The sequence below is a fragment of the Glutamicibacter sp. GQ173 genome (assembly GCF_059759215.1).
Window position 1 is genome coordinate 39,982 of record NZ_JCAXDT010000005.1, and the last position, 17,589, is coordinate 57,570.

17 protein-coding genes are annotated in these 17,589 nt (G+C 56.5%); 4 read left to right on the plus strand and 13 right to left on the minus strand.

The features are described from left to right. Positions 1-50: 50 nt before the first annotated feature. Both galU and coaD read right to left on the minus strand, forming a co-directional pair. Positions 51-950 (minus strand): UTP--glucose-1-phosphate uridylyltransferase GalU, encoded by a 900-nt coding sequence (gene galU, locus AC6CHO_RS09470; protein WP_498214782.1) that lies wholly within the window; start codon positions 948-950, stop codon positions 51-53. Between the two features lie 92 nt (positions 951-1,042). Continuing rightward, positions 1,043-1,510: a pantetheine-phosphate adenylyltransferase gene (gene coaD, locus AC6CHO_RS09475; protein ID WP_498214783.1), complete on the minus strand. Its 468-nt coding sequence runs from the start codon at positions 1,508-1,510 to the stop codon at positions 1,043-1,045. Positions 1,511-1,622: 112 nt separating this feature from the next. On the opposite strand from coaD, the gene AC6CHO_RS09480 reads away from it, so the two are divergent. Both AC6CHO_RS09480 and AC6CHO_RS09485 read left to right on the plus strand, forming a co-directional pair. After that, positions 1,623-2,834: an aminotransferase class I/II-fold pyridoxal phosphate-dependent enzyme gene (locus AC6CHO_RS09480; RefSeq protein WP_498214784.1), complete on the plus strand. Its 1,212-nt coding sequence runs from the start codon at positions 1,623-1,625 to the stop codon at positions 2,832-2,834. Further along, on the plus strand, positions 2,831-3,613 hold the full coding sequence (locus tag AC6CHO_RS09485) for a spermidine synthase (protein WP_498214785.1): 783 nt from the start codon (positions 2,831-2,833) through the stop codon (positions 3,611-3,613). Before AC6CHO_RS09480 ends, AC6CHO_RS09485 begins: the two co-directional genes overlap by 4 nt. Here the strand turns inward: AC6CHO_RS09485 and rsmD are convergent. From rsmD to AC6CHO_RS09505, 4 genes are read right to left on the minus strand one after another with little or no spacing between them, the layout of a single operon-like run. Continuing rightward, complete coding sequence (gene rsmD / locus AC6CHO_RS09490) at positions 3,584-4,174, minus strand: 16S rRNA (guanine(966)-N(2))-methyltransferase RsmD (RefSeq protein ID WP_498214786.1); 591 nt, start codon at positions 4,172-4,174, stop codon at positions 3,584-3,586. The two genes, AC6CHO_RS09485 and rsmD, sit on opposite strands and share 30 nt — an antisense overlap. Positions 4,175-4,188: 14 nt before the next feature. Next, positions 4,189-6,375, minus strand: coding sequence for an ATP-dependent DNA helicase RecG (locus tag AC6CHO_RS09495; protein WP_498214787.1), 2,187 nt, complete (start codon positions 6,373-6,375; stop codon positions 4,189-4,191). After that, a complete protein-coding gene (locus AC6CHO_RS09500) occupies positions 6,368-7,336 on the minus strand; it encodes a DAK2 domain-containing protein (RefSeq protein WP_498214788.1) in 969 nt (322 codons plus the stop codon). Before AC6CHO_RS09500 ends, AC6CHO_RS09495 begins: the two co-directional genes overlap by 8 nt. A gap of 23 nt (positions 7,337-7,359) precedes the next feature. Beyond that, positions 7,360-8,331, minus strand: a complete 972-nt coding sequence (locus AC6CHO_RS09505) for an LCP family protein (RefSeq protein WP_498214789.1) — start codon at positions 8,329-8,331, stop codon at positions 7,360-7,362. Positions 8,332-8,490: 159 nt separating this feature from the next. Here AC6CHO_RS09505 and AC6CHO_RS09510 point away from each other — a divergent pair, with 159 nt between their 5' ends. Further along, the gene (locus AC6CHO_RS09510) at positions 8,491-9,006 is read left to right on the plus strand and encodes a DUF3515 family protein (RefSeq protein ID WP_257746349.1); all 516 of its coding nucleotides are present in this window, start codon (positions 8,491-8,493) and stop codon (positions 9,004-9,006) included. Positions 9,007-9,093: 87 nt separating this feature from the next. Here AC6CHO_RS09510 and AC6CHO_RS09515 read toward each other — a convergent pair whose 3' ends face one another. The 6 genes from AC6CHO_RS09515 to leuC all read right to left on the minus strand — a co-directional run bounded on the left by AC6CHO_RS09515 (position 9,094) and on the right by leuC (position 15,696). Beyond that, positions 9,094-10,206, minus strand: coding sequence for a D-alanine--D-alanine ligase family protein (locus AC6CHO_RS09515; protein ID WP_498214790.1), 1,113 nt, complete (start codon positions 10,204-10,206; stop codon positions 9,094-9,096). Further along, entirely contained in the window at positions 10,206-11,240 is a 1,035-nt protein-coding gene (locus AC6CHO_RS09520) for an NAD(P)H-dependent glycerol-3-phosphate dehydrogenase (RefSeq protein WP_498214791.1), read from the minus strand. Before AC6CHO_RS09520 ends, AC6CHO_RS09515 begins: the two co-directional genes overlap by 1 nt. 37 nt (positions 11,241-11,277) lie before the next feature. Further along, positions 11,278-12,042, minus strand: a complete 765-nt coding sequence (locus AC6CHO_RS09525; RefSeq protein ID WP_498214792.1) for a lysophospholipid acyltransferase family protein — start codon at positions 12,040-12,042, stop codon at positions 11,278-11,280. A gap of 16 nt (positions 12,043-12,058) precedes the next feature. Further along, complete coding sequence (gene murA / locus AC6CHO_RS09530) at positions 12,059-13,378, minus strand: UDP-N-acetylglucosamine 1-carboxyvinyltransferase (protein WP_498214793.1); 1,320 nt, start codon at positions 13,376-13,378, stop codon at positions 12,059-12,061. Between the two features lie 258 nt (positions 13,379-13,636). Next, on the minus strand, positions 13,637-14,242 hold the full coding sequence (leuD, locus tag AC6CHO_RS09535) for a 3-isopropylmalate dehydratase small subunit (protein WP_498214794.1): 606 nt from the start codon (positions 14,240-14,242) through the stop codon (positions 13,637-13,639). 14 nt (positions 14,243-14,256) lie between these two features. Beyond that, entirely contained in the window at positions 14,257-15,696 is a 1,440-nt protein-coding gene (leuC, locus tag AC6CHO_RS09540; RefSeq protein WP_146278130.1) for a 3-isopropylmalate dehydratase large subunit, read from the minus strand. 123 nt (positions 15,697-15,819) lie between these two features. Here leuC and AC6CHO_RS09545 point away from each other — a divergent pair, with 123 nt between their 5' ends. Further along, positions 15,820-16,545: an IclR family transcriptional regulator gene (locus AC6CHO_RS09545; protein ID WP_060701426.1), complete on the plus strand. Its 726-nt coding sequence runs from the start codon at positions 15,820-15,822 to the stop codon at positions 16,543-16,545. A gap of 27 nt (positions 16,546-16,572) precedes the next feature. Here the strand turns inward: AC6CHO_RS09545 and thiL are convergent, their stop codons facing one another. Next, entirely contained in the window at positions 16,573-17,583 is a 1,011-nt protein-coding gene (gene thiL, locus AC6CHO_RS09550; protein ID WP_498214795.1) for a thiamine-phosphate kinase, read from the minus strand. Between the last annotated feature and the right edge of the window lie 6 nt (positions 17,584-17,589).

The following is a 17,589-nucleotide window of genomic DNA, read 5'->3' on the forward strand; positions in this document are numbered from 1 at the left end:
GCTTGGGGACAAAGGCTGCCAGAACGTCCGTCAAAGCAGTCCGTGCCTAATTAGTCGTCGATCTTAGCTACGAAATCTTTCAGCCAAGCCTTCAGGCCGGCACCAAGATCCTCGTGATCTACCGCGAGGGTGATGTTGGCCTGCAGGTAGCTGAGCTTGTCGCCCGTGTCGTAACGGCGACCGCGGAATACAACTGCGTGAACGCCGGAGCCTTCACCTTCAGCCGAAGCCAATACCTGCAATGCGTCGGTGAGCTGAATTTCATTGCCACGACCTGGAGCAGTGTGCTCCAGAACTTCAAAGACGCGCGGGTGAAGCAAGTAGCGGCCAATAATTGCCAAATTGCTAGGCGCCTCGTCTACGGCAGGCTTTTCTACCAAACCACTGACCTTGACGAATTCTTCGCCTTCGACAGCAGAAACGTCAGCGCAACCATAGGCGCTGATCTGCTGCGGCTCCACTTCCATCAATGCGATCACCGAGCCACCCGTCTTCCGCTGCACGTCAGCCATGATCGAAAGAAGCTCATCGCGCTCGTCAATCAGGTCGTCACCGAGCAATACTGCAAATGGCTCGTTTCCTACGTGCTGCTTGGCGCAAAGGACTGCATGACCGAGCCCCTTGGGATCTCCCTGGCGAACGTAGTGAATATCGCCGAGGTGCGTAGCTTCGTGGATTGCGTCCAGTTTCTTCTTGTCGCCCTTGGCTTCCAGCGAGTACTCCAGCGAAGGAACACGGTCAAAGTGATCTTCCAATGCTCGCTTGCTACGGCCCGTAACCATGAGCAGGTCAGTGAATCCTGCCTTTACAGCCTCGGACACGACGTACTGAATTGCAGGTTTATCGACTACCGGCAGCATTTCTTTAGGCATTGCCTTGGTTGCTGGCAGGAATCGAGTTCCGAGTCCTGCGGCTGGAATGACTGCCTTGGTGATGGCCCGTTGATTCATATTAGGAAAACCGTCCGAGTTGGTTTGAGGGAACTTTCAAGGGTCTCATCTTATATCTACCCTGTGTAATTACAAATTACATTGAGATGCAATCAGCGCAGCAGCCTTTTCATGACGGCGCGCGGAAAGTATTCCGCGACGTCTCCGCCCAGCGATTGCACTTCCTTGAGAAGCGACGACGACAAGTGCGTATACCGGGAATCAGCCTGCAGAAATACGGTTTCGACACCGGTCAAGTGCCGATTCATCGTGGCCATTGGGATTTCGTAGGCATAGTCGACCGTGCTTCGAAGCCCCTTCACGATTGCCTCGGCTCCGTGCTCTTTGCAAAAATCTGCCAATAGTCCTTGGTCCATGGGAATTGTGCTCACGCCTCGCAGTCCGCCCACAGTTTCCTCGACCATGGCCACTCTCTCATCTTCGCTAAAGCGGTATTTCTTCGAGTAGTTGGTGGATACCGCTACGATCACCTCGTCAAAAAGGCTGGCCGCGCGCGCGATGATTTCGACATGACCATTGTGAATCGGGTCAAAGGAACCGGGACATACTGCTCTTCGCATGAATTGAACTTATCAAGGATTGGCGCCGATTGTTGGAACTTCGGTGAATGTCCCGTAACGATTCGTCGACTCAATGAATAACATTTAACTGCGACACGTCCATAATGAACCTATGAGCATTTCCATGACTCCTTGGCAGAGAACAGCACACGGCGCGAATTTGCTAGACGCATCTGGCCAGCCCGGGGTGACCATCTTTGAAGAGATTACCGCTCTTGCCACTCAGCATGAAGCCATCAATCTGGGTCAAGGATTTCCCGATACGGAGGGGCCAGCAGAGATTCGGCAAATCGCCGTTGACGCAATACTTTCCGGCGCAAATCAATATGCGCCCGGTTCCGGAATCCTCCAATTGCGCCAAGCCATCTCGGAGCACCAGAACCGTTTCTACTCATTGGATATTGATCCCGAAACCGAAGTAGTCGTCTCCACCGGCGCAACCGAAGCCATCGCAGCGGCGATGCTGGCCTTCTTGGAACCCGGCGACGAAGTGGTGACCTTCGAACCGTACTATGACTCTTATGCAGCAATGATCAGCTTGGCCAATGCGCAACACAAAGTCGTTCAGTTGAAAGCTCCCGCTTTTGAGCCGAGCATAGAGGAACTGCGTCAAGCCGTCACAGACAAAACGCGGGTCATACTCGTCAACAATCCGCATAACCCAACAGGAACGGTGTTCTCAACACAGGTCCTCAACGAAGTCATTGCCCTGGCGCACAGGCATGACTGCATCATTGTTGCCGACGAAGTCTATGAACATCTGACGTTCGGTACCAAACATGTGCCAATCGCCAGCTTGCCCGGCGGCTTCGAACGCACAATTACAATATCTTCCGCCGGAAAGTCGTTTTCATTTACCGGCTGGAAAGTCGGTTGGGCAACCGGTCCAAAGAACTTGATCACCGCGGTTCGCACCGTGAAGCAATTCCTCACGTATTCTTCAGGCCCGGCTTTTCAACCGGCTGTCGCCAAGGCCCTGGACCTGCCGGTGGCTTTCTTCGAAGGTTTCGCCTCTGCACTGGCAGATGGCGCGCAACTTCTCGCCGACGGACTTGAAAACGCGGGTATTCCGGTGATCAGGCCCAAAGGCACGTACTTTCTTGTGGCAGATATCAATGGCTTCAAACATAGCGACGCCATTAAGGTGGCTCGCAAGATGCCGGCATCGGTGGGAGTTGCTGCTATTCCCTTGTCAGTTTTCGTTCATCCCGAAAACGTATCCAGCTACCAGGGGTTGCTGCGCTTCGCATTCTGCAAGAAACCCGAGGTCCTCTCCGCTGCGGTTGGGAAACTGCAGCTGCTCCCCGAGGTCCTGAACCGATGAGCAATAAGACACCAAAACGCTGGCTGGGATTCGTGCAGGAACATGCCACGATCTACGATGACGACCTGATCCCTGGTTCAAAAATTCTTGCCATTGGCGATGCCCCGCAATCACACGTCAATTTGGCGCACCCGGAGGAAGTCTTCTACGAATATTTGGCACGCATTGCCAATCACCTGCAGGTATTGCGCAGTCCCGATAAGCCATTGAGGATGCTTCATCTTGGTGCAGGAGCATTAACTTTGGCGCGCTGGGCCAGCATTGCTTACCCAGCGAGCAGCCACGTGGCGGTCGATATTGAACGAGAACTTCTCGATTTTGTCCTCACGCAGTTGCCCCTGCCTGCCAACTGCAAGCTCACACCACTCGTGGCCGATGCCCGATCGGTTTTAGCTGAAGAACTTGCCGGAGAAAAATTCGATGTAATCGTTCTCGACATCTTTTCCGGGCCAGAGGCGCCCGAGCATCTAACAGTCCCCGAGTACTACACCGAGCTCAGGGAATCGCTGGCTTCCGACGGGTTGCTCTTCGTCAACGTCGGCGACGATCCCCCCTTGCGATTCACAAAATCACAAGTTGCGGCGGCACGCTCTGCTTTTAACTTCGTGATGCTCAGTTCAACCCCGGAGATGTTTACGCAGAGATACCCGGGCAATCTCATCCTCACCGCTTCAAGGCAAGAGATTTCCGAGGAATTGGTCCAGCGTTGCCAAGACGCCGGACCCTATCCTGCAGAAGTTCGCTCTGGTCTAGACCTCGACAGGTTCAGCAAACCATAGGTGAGTTTCTCCGTACTTCTTATCGGAGAAATTCACCAACTGGCTTGGCCATTCCGGTTCTGGGGAACGGCTTGACCGTTCAATGACGATGGTCGCGTCTTCGGCCAGGATTCTTGAGATTTTCTGCAAAGTTACCGCGAGCTCAGATTCGGTCAGCGGATACGGAGGATCCAGCAGGACCAAGTCGAAGGTTCGGCTGGGCAGACCAGAAGCAGCATTCACATAGCTGTCCAGAACGGCATCAACCGAGCCTCGTTGAACAGAAACCGCTGACGTTTTCAGCACCTTATTGACTAGAGCCGCGTTTTGCTGGCAGACGCTGGCCGCCTTGGGCGCCTTCTCAACAAGAACTACCTGTCGTGCTCCCCGGCTAGCGGCTTCAATTCCCAATGCGCCCGAACCCGCGAAGAGGTCCAGGACCCGTGCTCCGGCAAGAAGGTTCCAGCTTTCAAGGCGGGAAAAAAGCGCTTCCTTGACCCGATCCGTTGTCGGTCGAGTCGCGTCCCCGGGAACCGATTTCAGCGGCTGACCTCCAGCTGCACCAGCAATAATTCGGCTCATTCCACTCTCTCCTGCTAATTCTTGTTCAAGAATTCTTTGGTTGACTCGTCGGCCCATGCTCCGGCTATTTCCACAAGACGCGGATACTTTTCTTCCCACAACGGCATCTTCATCAGCGCATCGACATGGTTGCGCGCTTGCTCGATGAGCGTGCGGTCCTTGATGATGCTCAGTTCCTTCAGGGACGATTGGCTGCCTGACTGCTGGACGCCCAGGATGTTCCCTTCCCGCCGTTCGGCCAAGTCTGCCTCCGCCAGTTCAAAACCATCCATCGTGGACTCAATTGTTTTCAGCCTTGAGACGGAAGCATGGTCAGCATCGAGCCAGGTCGTCATCAGGCAAGTCCCCGGCAAACCGCCTCGTCCGACACGCCCGCGCAGCTGATGGAGCTGCGAGATCCCGAATCGTTCTGCGTCCATGATGACCATCAGTGTCGCGTTGTGCACGTCAACGCCAACCTCAATTACCGTTGTCGAAACAAGTACGTCAATTTCACCCCGGGCAAAGGAATCCATGACTTGTTGTTTCTGCACGGAATCAAGTTGAGAATGCAAGGCCTCTACACGGATACCGTCAAACTCAGGCATGCCAGCCAACTGCTCTGTCATCGCCTCGACGCTCATGGTTTGGCCAGATGGCTCATCATAGGTTGAAAGAAGCACGCCTTGCTCTGCAGCAGTATCCGTAATCCGCGGGCACACCACATAGACCTGATGCCCCTTGGAAACTTCTTCGGTCATCCGCGAATATAACCGCTGGCGATACCCGGAAAGCTGCATGGGAACAATATGCGTTTGAATCGGGGCACGGCCAGCGGGCAGGCGCTTGATAGTTGATGTATCCAAATCGCCGAAGACCGTCATGGCGACCGTTCGAGGGATCGGGGTCGCGGTCATCACCAGCGTATGCGGGAGGGCATCGCCTGATTTTGCCCGCAAGGCATCGCGCTGTTCCACTCCGAAACGGTGCTGTTCGTCAACAACGACGAGTCCGAGTTCGGCAAATTGGACTTGGTCGCCTAATAGGGCATGCGTACCGATGATCAGTCCGGTTTCTCCGCTGGCTATGCCCAGCAGTGCCTCCCGTCGTTGAGCTGTTTTTGCCGAACCTGTCAACAGCGCAACTCCGGTGCCTTCGCCTTCGCCGAATAGGCCTGGTTCCGCCAGCGTACCGAGCATTTTCCTGATGGAGGCAAAGTGCTGCGCGGCGAGCACTTCGGTGGGGGCCAAGAGGGCTGCCTGGCCGCCGGCATCGATGACCTGGAGTATCGCTCGCAACGCAACGATGGTCTTTCCCGAACCCACTTCGCCTTGCAGCAGGCGATGCATCGGGTGGGCCTGTGACAAATCAGCGGCGATTTGATCCCCGACTTGGAGCTGATCCACGGTCAGGTCGAAAGGCAGCTGGCTTTCGAATCTATCGGCCAGCTTCCCGGCAACCCGCGGACGGGCAATCGCTGGCTGTGTGCCCAGCTGGCGGCTGCGCTCAGCCAGTGAAAGCTGGAGAATGAATGCTTCTTCAAAGGCAAATCGCTGCCTCGCGATGTAGGCGTGCTTGATCTCACGAGGTGCGTGGCGTTCTAAAAAGGCCCTGTGGCGTTCGGGATAACGATGGGAGCCCAGGACTTCCTCGGGAAGGAACTCAGGCAAGTTTTCTTCTGAAAGGTGCGGGAGCAGCAGACCCATCAAATCGCGGATTCGCTTATTCGGCATCTTCGCTGAAGCCGGGTAAATCGGGATTGGACGAGGATCAGCTTGCGAGGCTTCGTCAAGAACCGCGTAATCCGGCTGGCTCAACTGGAGGTGGTCCTGGTACCAGCCCACTTTTCCACTGAACATTGCGATCGTTCCAACGGTCAAGTCCGTGCGTGCTTGGTAGCCGTTGAAGAACGTCATTTTCAGTTCTTGCCCGCCTGCGCTGAGCTCATCACTGACCGTCACCTCGAAAATGAATCCGCGGCGGGAGTGCATCTGTCGTTGGCTGACGTCGACTACTTGCGCGACGACGGTGACATGTTCATCGAATGGCAGTTCGGCTATGGGGGTAAGTTCGCCCACCTCGACGTAGCGACGCGGAAAGTGCCAGAGGAAATCCCCCACCGTTGTGTAGCCAAAAGCCTTCTCCAAGGCTTGGGCATTCTTGCCGCCCAAGTAGCTGGCTAGCTCTGAATCCTCGAATTGCACAGAACCCTGACTAGTCATCGTGAGTGCAAAGGTCGGTTACGCTGACATTTACTGGTTCACCATACTTGCCAATGAGTTCAAGCGCGGGCTGGGCTTCATCGACATGCACGTGCACACGCCATCGATATGTATCTTCTTCCAGCTGATTCACCGGAGACATGATCACCGAATTGCCCATGGCATCCAACTGGCCACGCAAGGTCGCTGCGCCCAGGGCGTCCAGCGAAACGGTGCACATTACTTCGACGCCCGATTCTGCCTCGCGATTCAGATGCACATGGGGGTCCTGGATCTTATAGCCGTGGAAATCCTCATAAGAGGTAAAGTCGGTGTCCGCGTTGCGGATTGCAGCGCATAATTCATCGATGATGATCAGCATGCCTACAGCACCTGCGTCTACAACGCCTGCTTCAAGCAATGGCGCAAGCTCGGTTTCGGTACCTTTGACCGCCAGCTGCGCGGCCTGCTTCATCTGCACCAAAAGCGTGTCTAATGCGGCACGGCTTTCATGGTCAGTCTTGATATGGGCCAGTGTAGACCCAGCGGCCAAGGCGATCGCATTGATCACCGAAAGCATGGTGCCCTCCACCGGTTCACTCAGCGCGGACCAGGAACGGACTTTTGCCCGCTCCAGGCCGAGGGCAAGCAATGGGGCTGTCAACCGCTCGTGCCCTATCCACGGTTCGCTCAGGCCGCTGAGGAATACGGCGAAAAGGGTGCCGGAGTTGCCGCGCGCTGATTCCATTGAGGCTCGCGCGGCAACTTCGAGAAAACCACCTATATCGTCACTTTCCAATTCGCTGACAGCATCATGGCCAGCCCGCGCGGTGAGGTAGAGATTGCTCCCTGTATCGCCGTCGGCCACCGGGAAAACATTGATGGCATTGAGCCGGTCAGAATGGTTCCCGAGACTCTTGACGCTCCGTGCAAGCCATTCGTCAATGGCACGCACGGAAGTATCGAGCTTCTGGGGGGTCATGGAAAGTTGGTCCTTAAGTGGTATTACTGTGACAGGTCTGTTGACGCTACGAATTCGTCCACAGTGTCATTCTGAAGTGCTTCGCCGAACTTGTTGATTGTTTCCATATCTGGAATCACAATCGACTGTCCATCAGCGGAACGTCCCGGACCATTGTTCGGAAGGGTGAAGAACGTCATGTCGTCAGAGCGGATATTAAGCATTGACGAGGCGATTCCCGCAATCTTAGCCGAATCCAACGTGTCATCAACTGCGACATACGGTGCGATCTCGCTAACAACATTCTGGATCTTTGACGGGCTTGTCAAAGTTTCCTTCGACAGGACTTGCCCGATCAGGGCCTTGACGAACAGCTGCTGGTTTTTCACGCGGCGGTAATCGCTGCCTCCGGCGCCGGTGAAGGCCTTGCGCTCGCGAACAAAGGCCAGGGCGTTATCGCCATCCAGCTTTTGAACGCCCTCCGGGAAGTAATATCCCTTGGCGTGTACCGGTGTGAAGGCGATCGGGTTATTAATAGTCACGCCGCCAACGGCATCAGTCAGTCCCTTGAATCCTTCGAAGTCAATGGAGGCCACATGGTTGATGCGGATGCCAAAAAGCCCCTCGAGGGTCTCTACAGCCTTGGGCACGCCGCCACTGGCAAAAGCACGGTTGATCTTGGCCGTGCCAACGCCCGGAATGTCCAGCCAGGTATCACGCATGATCGAAGTGACAAAAACGTTCTTTCGATCTGACGGGATGTGAACCAGCATCATCGTGTCGGAGCGGCCACCATTGGGAAGCGTTGCAAAATCATCGCCTTGCTCATCATCGGAGCGCTCTTCACGAGTGTCAGTTCCGAGCAAAAGAATGTTGACAGCGTCCTTGGATTCGTCCTTGACCTCGGGACGAGTTTCCTCAGCCGGGAAAGCATCAGCAAGCTTGTTGCTGTTTTCGTCGAAGGTGCGTGCCAGGTTCCAGGCGTAGAGCCCGGCAACCAACGCTGCGATCACCATTACGGATAGAACACTAAAAAGTACTACACGCCCAGTGCGCTTCTTCTTTGCCTGCTGCCTTGCTGGCTGCTCTTCGAAGGACATATGCTACCTTTCACAGTTTCAACTCAATACATCTTATCTTTCAGATAGCCGATGTACGCTTATAACGTGTCTAAAATCAGTGTCACAGCCCGACTGTCACCAAAACTTAATCCAAAAGCAGGCCAATTAGTCCGAAGCGCCATAGTTGGAGCACTATTTTTGCCTCTTCTCACCGCATGCTCATCAGTGGCAGCTGTGGACGCAGCTCCGGATGCTTCCAATCCACTCTGCGCAGACATGATGGTAGTTCTTCCAGACGTTATCGGTGATGCTGATCGCCGCACGACTACATCGCAGTCGACCTCCGCGTGGGGCGATCCATCCAAAGTGGTTTTGCGTTGTGGTGTTCAAGTGCCGACACCCACCTCTGACCCGTGTGTTTCGGTCAATGATGTTGATTGGGTTGCCCACGAAGACGACAAGACCGGAATATGGACGCTGACGACTTACGGCCGTACCCCGGCGACCGAAGTAGTACTTGATCCGAATGTCATTCCTTCAAGCACAGTGCTCGCGTCACTCGCTGATGCCGCAGCAAAAATTCCGGCACAGAAGGCCTGTGTCAGCGTGGATAAATCAGAGCAGCTGTAGTCCGCAGGCTGTATATACAACTAATAATGGTGTGGTGCTCCGAATGAATTCAGAGCACCACACCATTATTAGTTGCCTATCGAAGACTTACCGCAGCCCGACGTTTCGTTCAGTTGCCAAGGCAATGAGCTCATTGATCAGCTCACGGTAGTCAATGCCTGTCTTGCCCCACATCTGCGGGTACATGCTTGAGGGCGTAAAGCCTGGCATGGTGTTGATTTCATTGATGATCCATTGGCCATCCGGCGTGTAGAAGAAATCAACACGTGAAAGGCCCTCGGCATCCAAGGAGTCAAAAGCCTTGACTGCAAGCCCGCGAATTTCCGCGGTGGCCTCTTCGCTGAGTTCTGCAGGACAGCTCAATTGCGCAGCGGCGCCATCTACATACTTAGCTTCAAAATCATAGAATGTGTGGCCGTTATCAGCTACGGAAATCTCGCCTGGCAAAGACGCTCGCGCAGCAGAACTACCACGGCCCTCGAGCACTCCGCATTCGATTTCACGACCGGCAATTCCCTGCTCGACAATCACCTTGGGATCTTCGGCGCGTGCAAGCTCCACGGCAGCTCGAAGCCCAGAAGGAACGTCGACCTTGGTGATGCCGACAGACGAACCGGCGCGGGCTGGCTTTACGAACAGCGGGTATTCCAAATGCTGGCAACGGGCCAGGGCCGCCTCGCTGTCCCGTAGCCACTGCTTGTTGGTGATGACTTCGTATGGGCCGACGTTGAATCCGGCTTGTTCAAAAATCACCTTCATGAAGTGCTTGTCCATGCCCATGGCGCTGGCGGCGATGCCCGAGCCGACATAAGGCACTCCGGCGGTTTCCAACATCCCCTGGATCGAGCCGTCCTCGCCGAAGGGACCATGAAGCAGCGGGAAGACTACATCCACTTCTGAAATTTCAGAAATCTTTGCGTTGCCGAAAGCCTGGAGCGATGTCTTATTTGGTTCGGGAGACAGCTGTACAGGGTGCTCAATGGATGAAATCTCGGGCAGCTGCCCGGAGTCCAGAGCCCATCCTTCCGGATCCTTGTCCAACAGGGTCCATCCGCCATCGCGGGTGATGCCCACGGGAATGACGTCAAAGCGTTCACGATCGATGGCGTGCATGACGCCGGCCGCGGTGACGCAGGATACCGAGTGCTCGGAAGAGCGTCCGCCAAAGAGGAGCAGGACACGAAGCTTGCGATCGGTCATCAGTTCAGTTCCCCTTCGGATTTCAGTTCACGTGACAGCAGGCGCGCTGCCATGTTTTCGACGCTCAATGAGCCTTCAAGCACCATGACAACTGCTTCGGTAATTGGCATTTCTACTTCGTGCGCACGAGCCAGGTCGAAGACGGCACGGGCCGACTTGATGCCTTCGGCAGTCTGGGACATGCGGTCATTGACTTCATCGAGGAAGAGCCCCTGCCCCAGCAACCGTCCGGCGGTGTTGTTGCGCGAGAGCGAAGAAGAGCAAGTTGCCACCAGATCGCCGAGGCCCGACAAGCCAGCCAGGGTATCCAAGCGCCCGCCAAGCGAGAGCACAAGCCTGGTCGTCTCCGCCAAGCCACGAGTGATCACCGTGGACTTCGTGTTGTCTCCCATGCCCATGCCATCGCACATGCCGACAGCGAGGGCAATGATGTTCTTGACAATGCCGCCAAGCTCCACGCCCAGCACATCGTCGTTGGTGTATGGACGGAAATATGGTGCAGAGCAAAGCTCAGCGATCCACTGTGCTGTTTCCGGATCGGTGCAGGCAACCACCGAAGCCGTTGGCTGCTCGCGGGCGATTTCCATGGCGAGATTCGGTCCCGACAGCACCGCTACGCGATCCTCAGGGAACTGGGTAACTTCGGCAATCACTTCACTCATGCGCTGATCGGTACCGCGTTCAAGGCCCTTCATCAGCGAGAGCAGCACGGCTTCTGGCTCAAAGTACTTCTTGAAAACGGCCAGTTCGCGGCGCAGCGACTGAGATGGGATAGCCAGCACGACCAGGTCCGCGCCCTCCAGGACCTCGCGCTGGTTTGACGAAGCCGAAATGTTGGCCGGGAGCTTGGTTTCACGAAGGTACCGGGAGTTGGTGTGGCGTTCATTGATCTCGTTGGCTGCGTCATCCCGGCGCGCCCAGATCTGCACTGGGATGCCATGGTCCGCAACGGAGTCTGCCAATACCTTGGCAAAGGTGGTACCCCAGCTGCCGGCACCCATCACGGCGATCTTACGTGGAAGCGGCTTTGTCATTATCAGTCCTCTAGAAAGTGATGATGTGGAGTAATGATTAATTATCCGGTTTTTCGAAGCTGCGGCCAGTTTGCGCCTGACCGTGTTCGCTGGGATCCCAGCGCTTGGCTGGCGGTTCTTCTTCGCGCAATTCAGCCTGCAAACCAGTGATCGCATCCATGATGCGGTTGGTGGCCTCCTGGAGCACGGTGCGAGTACGAGGTCCTTCCCGCAAGTCATCCAAGTTTACCGGCGTCCCAACAGATACGGTGACGTGCTTGCGCGGGAAGAGATACATCTTCTTGGAATATCTCGGCAATAGCTCCTGATCGCCCCAATGGGCCATGGGCACAACCGGCGCGCCAGTCTGCAAGGCAAGACGTGCAGCACCGGTGCGGCCTATCATTGGCCACAGGTTTGGATCCCTGGTGAGCGTGCCTTCGGGATAGATCACGATTACTCCACCGGCGTCCAGAACCTTCTGGGCCTGCCTCAGGGATTCTGCAGCACTAGCCGAGCTCCGGGAAACCGGAACCTGTCCGGTGGTGCGCAAGAACCAGCCGAGTACCGGTGGCTTGAAGAGCGACTCCTTGGCAAGCCAACGAGGAAGCCTGCCATTGCTGTAAATCGCGTGCCCAACTACCAGCGGATCAATTTCAGTCAGGTGATTGGGGCAGACGATGTAGCCGCCTTGCGGAAGGTTTTCGAAACCCTTCCATGACCTGCCAATCAGCCCGTTCATCACTGGCCGGACAATTCCTGCCAGGACTGAAAAGACTCGTTTGGTTTTTGCAGACTCCCCCGGAGCCAGGATCTTAACCACGAACAAGATCCCCTTTTTAGTTGCTCAACTCAACATTGGCGCCCAAGCTCTGCAGCTTGTCCATGAAGTGCTCGTATCCGCGGTTGATGATTTCAATACCGGTGACACGGCTGGTTCCCTCGGCAGCTAGTGCTGCAATCAGGTGGGAGAATCCGCCACGAAGGTCTGGAACGTCGATATCGGCGCCGGTGAGCTTGGCAGGGCCTACGACAACAGCGGAGTGCTTGAAGTTGCGCTGGCCAAAACGGCAAGGAGTGGAACCGAGGCAGTCGGTGTGCACCTGGACCGTGGAGCCCATGCGCACGAGTGCGTCAGTGAATCCGAAACGGTTCTCGTAGACAGTTTCGTGGATCACGGATACGCCCTTGGCCTGGGTCAGTGCGACAACCAGCGGCTGCTGCCAGTCAGTCATGAAGCCCGGGTGAACGTCTGTTTCCAGGATCAGCGGATTGAGGTCTCCGCCTGGGTGGTAGAAGCGAATGCCGTTGGACTTGACCTCGAATTCGCCACCGATCTGGCGGTAGACGTGGAGGAAGGCGGTCAGGTCGCGCTGCTGCGCATCCTGTACGAAGATGTCTCCCTTGGTGACCAGTGCCGCTGAAGCCCACGATGCGGCCTCATTGCGGTCTGGGAGGGCTGTGTGGTCAAAACCGGTGAGTTGGTCAACGCCCTGAATGCGGATGACGCGGTCACGGTGCACGGAGATGATAGCGCCCATCTTCTGCAGCAGCGAGATGAGATCCAGGATTTCCGGCTCAATGGCTGCGTTGCTGACTTCCGTGACACCCTTGGCGCGAACGGCCGAGAGCAGTACCTGTTCGGTGGTGCCGACGCTTGGGTACTGCAAGGAGAGCTTGGCACCGGTCAATCCGTTGGGAGCCGAGATGCGGATGCCGTCTGGAGCCTTGTCCACCACTGCGCCGAATTCGCGCAGGACCTCCAGGTGGAAGTCGATTGGGCGGTCGCCAATGCGGCAGCCGCCAAGATCAGGGATGAACGCTTCGCCCAACGAGTGGATCAGCGGTCCGCAGAAAAGAATGGGAATGCGAGAGTCGCCTGCATGGGCATCAATGGCCTGGTTCGAGGCGGTCTTGACTTCGGTTGGATCCATGGTGAGATCACCGGTGGCTGGGTCTTGGTCAACCTTGACACCATGTATTTCAAGCAAGCTTCGTACTACGACGACGTCTTTGATTTCCGGCACATTGCGCAGAACCGAAGGAGTGCCACCAAGCAGAGCTGCGACCATGGCTTTTGGCACTAGGTTCTTTGCTCCGCCGACTCGTACGGTGCCCTCAAGTGGAACACCACCATGGATCGTCAAGATCTTACCCATGTATGAATTACCTCATCGCGTAGTCGTTATCGCCCGCCGAAGCTTCTGAGCTTTCGAACTGGCAGGACTAAGCAAGCATACCGCTTATGTACCCGCTGGTATGTTCAGTTCATCCCGTGGCGCACACATTGTGAGCATGCTTTCAGCCACGTCACGACACTGAGCGGTGCGTGCGTCCCAGGAAGAGCAGAAGGCCCGCTCTCCCGCTATAAGAACGGAGAAGAGCGGGCCTATTATTCCAGCTTGGAAAAGAATATCTTAATCAGCAGTCAGCGCGGGCAGCGTCTCGGGCTTGTGTGCCGGACGCCGGGCTTCGTAGGCCGTGATGGCCTCTTCCTGCTGCAGGGTCAGGCCAATATCATCCAGGCCTTCCATCAAGCGCCAGCGGGTGTAGTCATCGATCTGGAAGGGTGCCGAAATCGAACCGCAGGCAACGGTGCGGGATTCAAGATCCACGGTCACGGTAGTGCCTGGATTGTTTTCCAGCTCCTTCCAGATCAATTCGATGTCGCTTTGCGCAACTTCGGCTGCCACCAATCCCTGCTTGCCGGAGTTGCCACGGAAAATGTCGGCAAATCGAGCTGAAATCACGGCTTTGAAGCCGTAATCCTTCAGTGCCCAGACAGCGTGTTCGCGCGATGAGCCAGTGCCGAAGTCAGGGCCAGCTACCAGCACGGATCCGGCATTGAACGGCTCCTTGTTGAGGATGAAGTTCTCATCGCGGCGCCAGCCGGCAAACAAGGCGTCCTCGAAGCCGGTACGGGTGATGCGCTTGAGGTACACGGCAGGAATGATCTGATCCGTGTCCACGTTGCTCTGCCGCAGCGGAACACCAATGCCGGTGTGGGTAATAATCTTTTCCATCGTGGTAATCCTTTCTAGACTGCGGCCGGAGTGTTGGCCAGGTCGCTTGGCGAGGACAGGGTTCCACGCACTGCGGTTGCTGCCGCGACCAGTGGTGAAACCAGGTGGGTGCGCCCGCCCTTGCCCTGTCGGCCTTCAAAGTTGCGGTTGGAGGTCGATGCGCAGCGCTCCCCCTCGTCCAGCTGGTCGGGATTCATTCCCAGGCACATGGAGCAACCGGCAAATCGCCATTCGGCCCCGAAGTCCTTGAACACCTGGTCCAACCCTTCAGCTTCCGCTTCCAGGCGGACACGCGCGGATCCTGGCACAACAATCATCCGGATCGCCGGATCCTTGACCTTGCCCTTGATGACTTCCGCTGCGGCACGCAGGTCTTCCATTCGGGAGTTGGTGCAAGAACCCAAGAAGACCGTATCCACACGGATATCCTTCATCGGGGTACCGCCGGTTAGTCCCATGTAGTTCAGCGCACGCTCACAGGCCTTGCGGTCATTCTCGTCTTCGAAATCTTCGGGCGAAGGAACGCTCTGGGACAGCGAGACTCCCTGGCCCGGATTGGTCCCCCAGGTGACAAATGGCTCGAGTTCATCAGCGTTCAAGAACACTTCTGCGTCAAACTGGGCACCTTCATCGGAGTGCAGCTTCTTCCAGTCTTCGACTGCCGCGTCCCAATCCTCGCCCTTTGGCGCGTGCGGGCGGCCCTTGACATACTCAAAGGTCGTCTCATCCGGGGCAATCATTCCGGCGCGGGCGCCTGCCTCAATGGACATGTTGCAAATGGTCATGCGCGCGTCCATGGACAGCGAGCGGATGGCCGAGCCCCGGTATTCAAGCACATAGCCCTGGCCGCCGCCGGTGCCGATCTTGGCGATGACAGCCAAGATGATGTCCTTGGAAGTCACCCCCGGCTTCAGCGTGCCTTCGACGTTGATGGCCATGGTCTTGAATGGCTTCAGGCTCAAGGACTGGGTGGCCATGACGTGCTCAACCTCTGAGGTGCCGATGCCAAAGGCCAGAGCGCCAAAGGCACCGTGCGTTGAGGTATGGGAGTCGCCGCAGACCACGGTCATGCCCGGCTGGGTCAGGCCCAGCTGCGGACCGACCACGTGGACGATGCCCTGTTCCTTGTCGCCCAGGGAGTGCAGGCGAACACCGAATTCCTTGCAGTTTTCACGCAGGGTATTAATCTGGGTGCGGCTGGTCAAGTCGGCAATGGGCTTGTCGATTTCGAGCGTGGGAGTGTTGTGATCTTCCGTCGCGATAGTCAGGTCCGGACGGCGCAACTGACGACCGGCCAAGCGCAGGCCTTCGAAGGCCTGCGGGGAGGTCACCTCGTGTAGGAGGTGAAGATCAATGTAAATCAAGTCCGGCTGGCGTGACTCTCCATTTCCTTCACCCTGGCGCACAACATGTGCGCTCCAAACTTTTTCTGCCAATGTCTGGGGCGACTGCATGGCGGACATGCGACACACTCCTCAAGCTACGTAAATTGTGGTAGTTCAACTTTGACACTTCACAGATAGTCATTTCCAGTATGCGGACTTGAATCTCAAATAATGAGACGTGATACTGGAACCATGACAATAGGTAGCGGTGTAGGTGTTCTCGACAAAGCGGCAGCCATCCTCAATGCGCTGGAAAATGGTCCAACATCCCTGTCCCAGTTGGTGGAGTTGACCGATATTTCGCGCCCTACGGTGCACCGCATCGCACAGTCCCTCGTTCACCACGGGCTGGTAGGCAGGGATATGCATGGACGCTTTGAACTCGGAAACCGCCTCGTGGAATTGGCAAGCGCTGCCGGCGAGGACCGGTTGGTCAGCGCGGCAGGACCGATCCTCATCAAGCTGCGCGACCTCACGGGCGAGAGCACCCAGATTTTCCGCAAGCAGGGCGACTTCCGCGTCTGCATTGCCAGCGCCGAGCGCCCCATTGGCTTGCGCGACACCATTCCTGTCGGAACTCAGCTGTCAATGAAGGCAGGTTCCGCTGCGCAGGTTCTTCTGGCATGGGAAGACAATGAGCGGATGGTCGAAGGGCTGCACCACGCCCGCTTCACGCCAACGATCTTGGCAGGCGTGCGCCGACGTGGATGGGCCCAGTCCCTGGGAGAACGCGAACCTGGCGTCGCTTCCGTCTCTGCTCCAGTACGTGGACAGTCTGGCCGCGTCATCGCCGCGCTCTCGTTGTCCGGACCTATTGAACGCCTCACTAGGCAGCCCGGAAAAATCCATCATGAAGCCGTCACCAGTGCAGCCCATGAACTTTCCGAGCTGCTTCGGGTTCAAAACGATCATGCCTAGGAAGCGGGCGGCAACTTCAACAACGGGCTAGTTGAAGTGGTCAAAACCGGCGTTTGCCGTGACGGTTTTCCCATCAACCGTGACCAACGAACGTCGGCCGCTGCGTGCCTTGGCGACACCGAGAATTGTGAATTCTTCAGGCACCTCAGCATCTGCCGGGAAAGCAGCAAGTAGTCCGAAATCTTCACCGCCATGGAGCACCCATTCCATCGGGTCGGTCTTGGTCAGCTGCGCGGCGGGGGCTAGCCGAGCTGCAAATTTCTGCAGTATCTGGCGCTCGAAATCGATACTGACACCGCTGCTCTTGGCAAGTCGCGCTGTGTCGCGCACGAGGCCATCAGAGATGTCCATCATGGCGTGGGCACCAGCTTCTGCGGCACGGGGGCCAGAGCCAAGAGGCGGTACCGGCTTGCATTGTGCTTCAGCTATGCGGCGCACCGCCCTGCTCCACGAACTTGCACTGCTGCCATGCTCTAAAACCGACAGGCCAGCTCCGGCGTCCCCCAGACGCCCTGCCACCGCAATCAAGTCGCCTGGCTTGGCACCGCTGCGCAGAACCTTTCCATGCGCGGTTTCTCCCAGTACGGTAGTCGTCACCGAGATCTCCGTTGACTTTCCGAGGTCTCCACCGAGAATAGTCAACTCCTTGGCACCCAGCGAATTGATTGCGTCCGCAATCCCCTGGGCGAAATCCTTGACCCATTCCAGAGACGTTGTTGGAGGCAGCGACAAGGAAATCACCGCACCGGTGGAACGGCCACCCATCGCATTGATATCCGAAACGTTCTGGGCAATGGATTTCCAGCCAATGTCGTACGCACGGTGCTCAAGACCGCTAGGCCAGATCAACCTGAAGTCCTGGTTTTCAACAAGGGTATCGACCGAAACGAGGATTTCTGTTCCTTGGACACTCAGTGCGCCAGCATCATCGCCTGGACCAAGGTTAGCCGCGCGCGAGTCAAGGAGCGGAAGAATAGTATCAAGTATTCCTTGCTCGCCAAGGTCTCCGACGTTTGCTTCAGGCTGATTAATAGTCACAGAGTT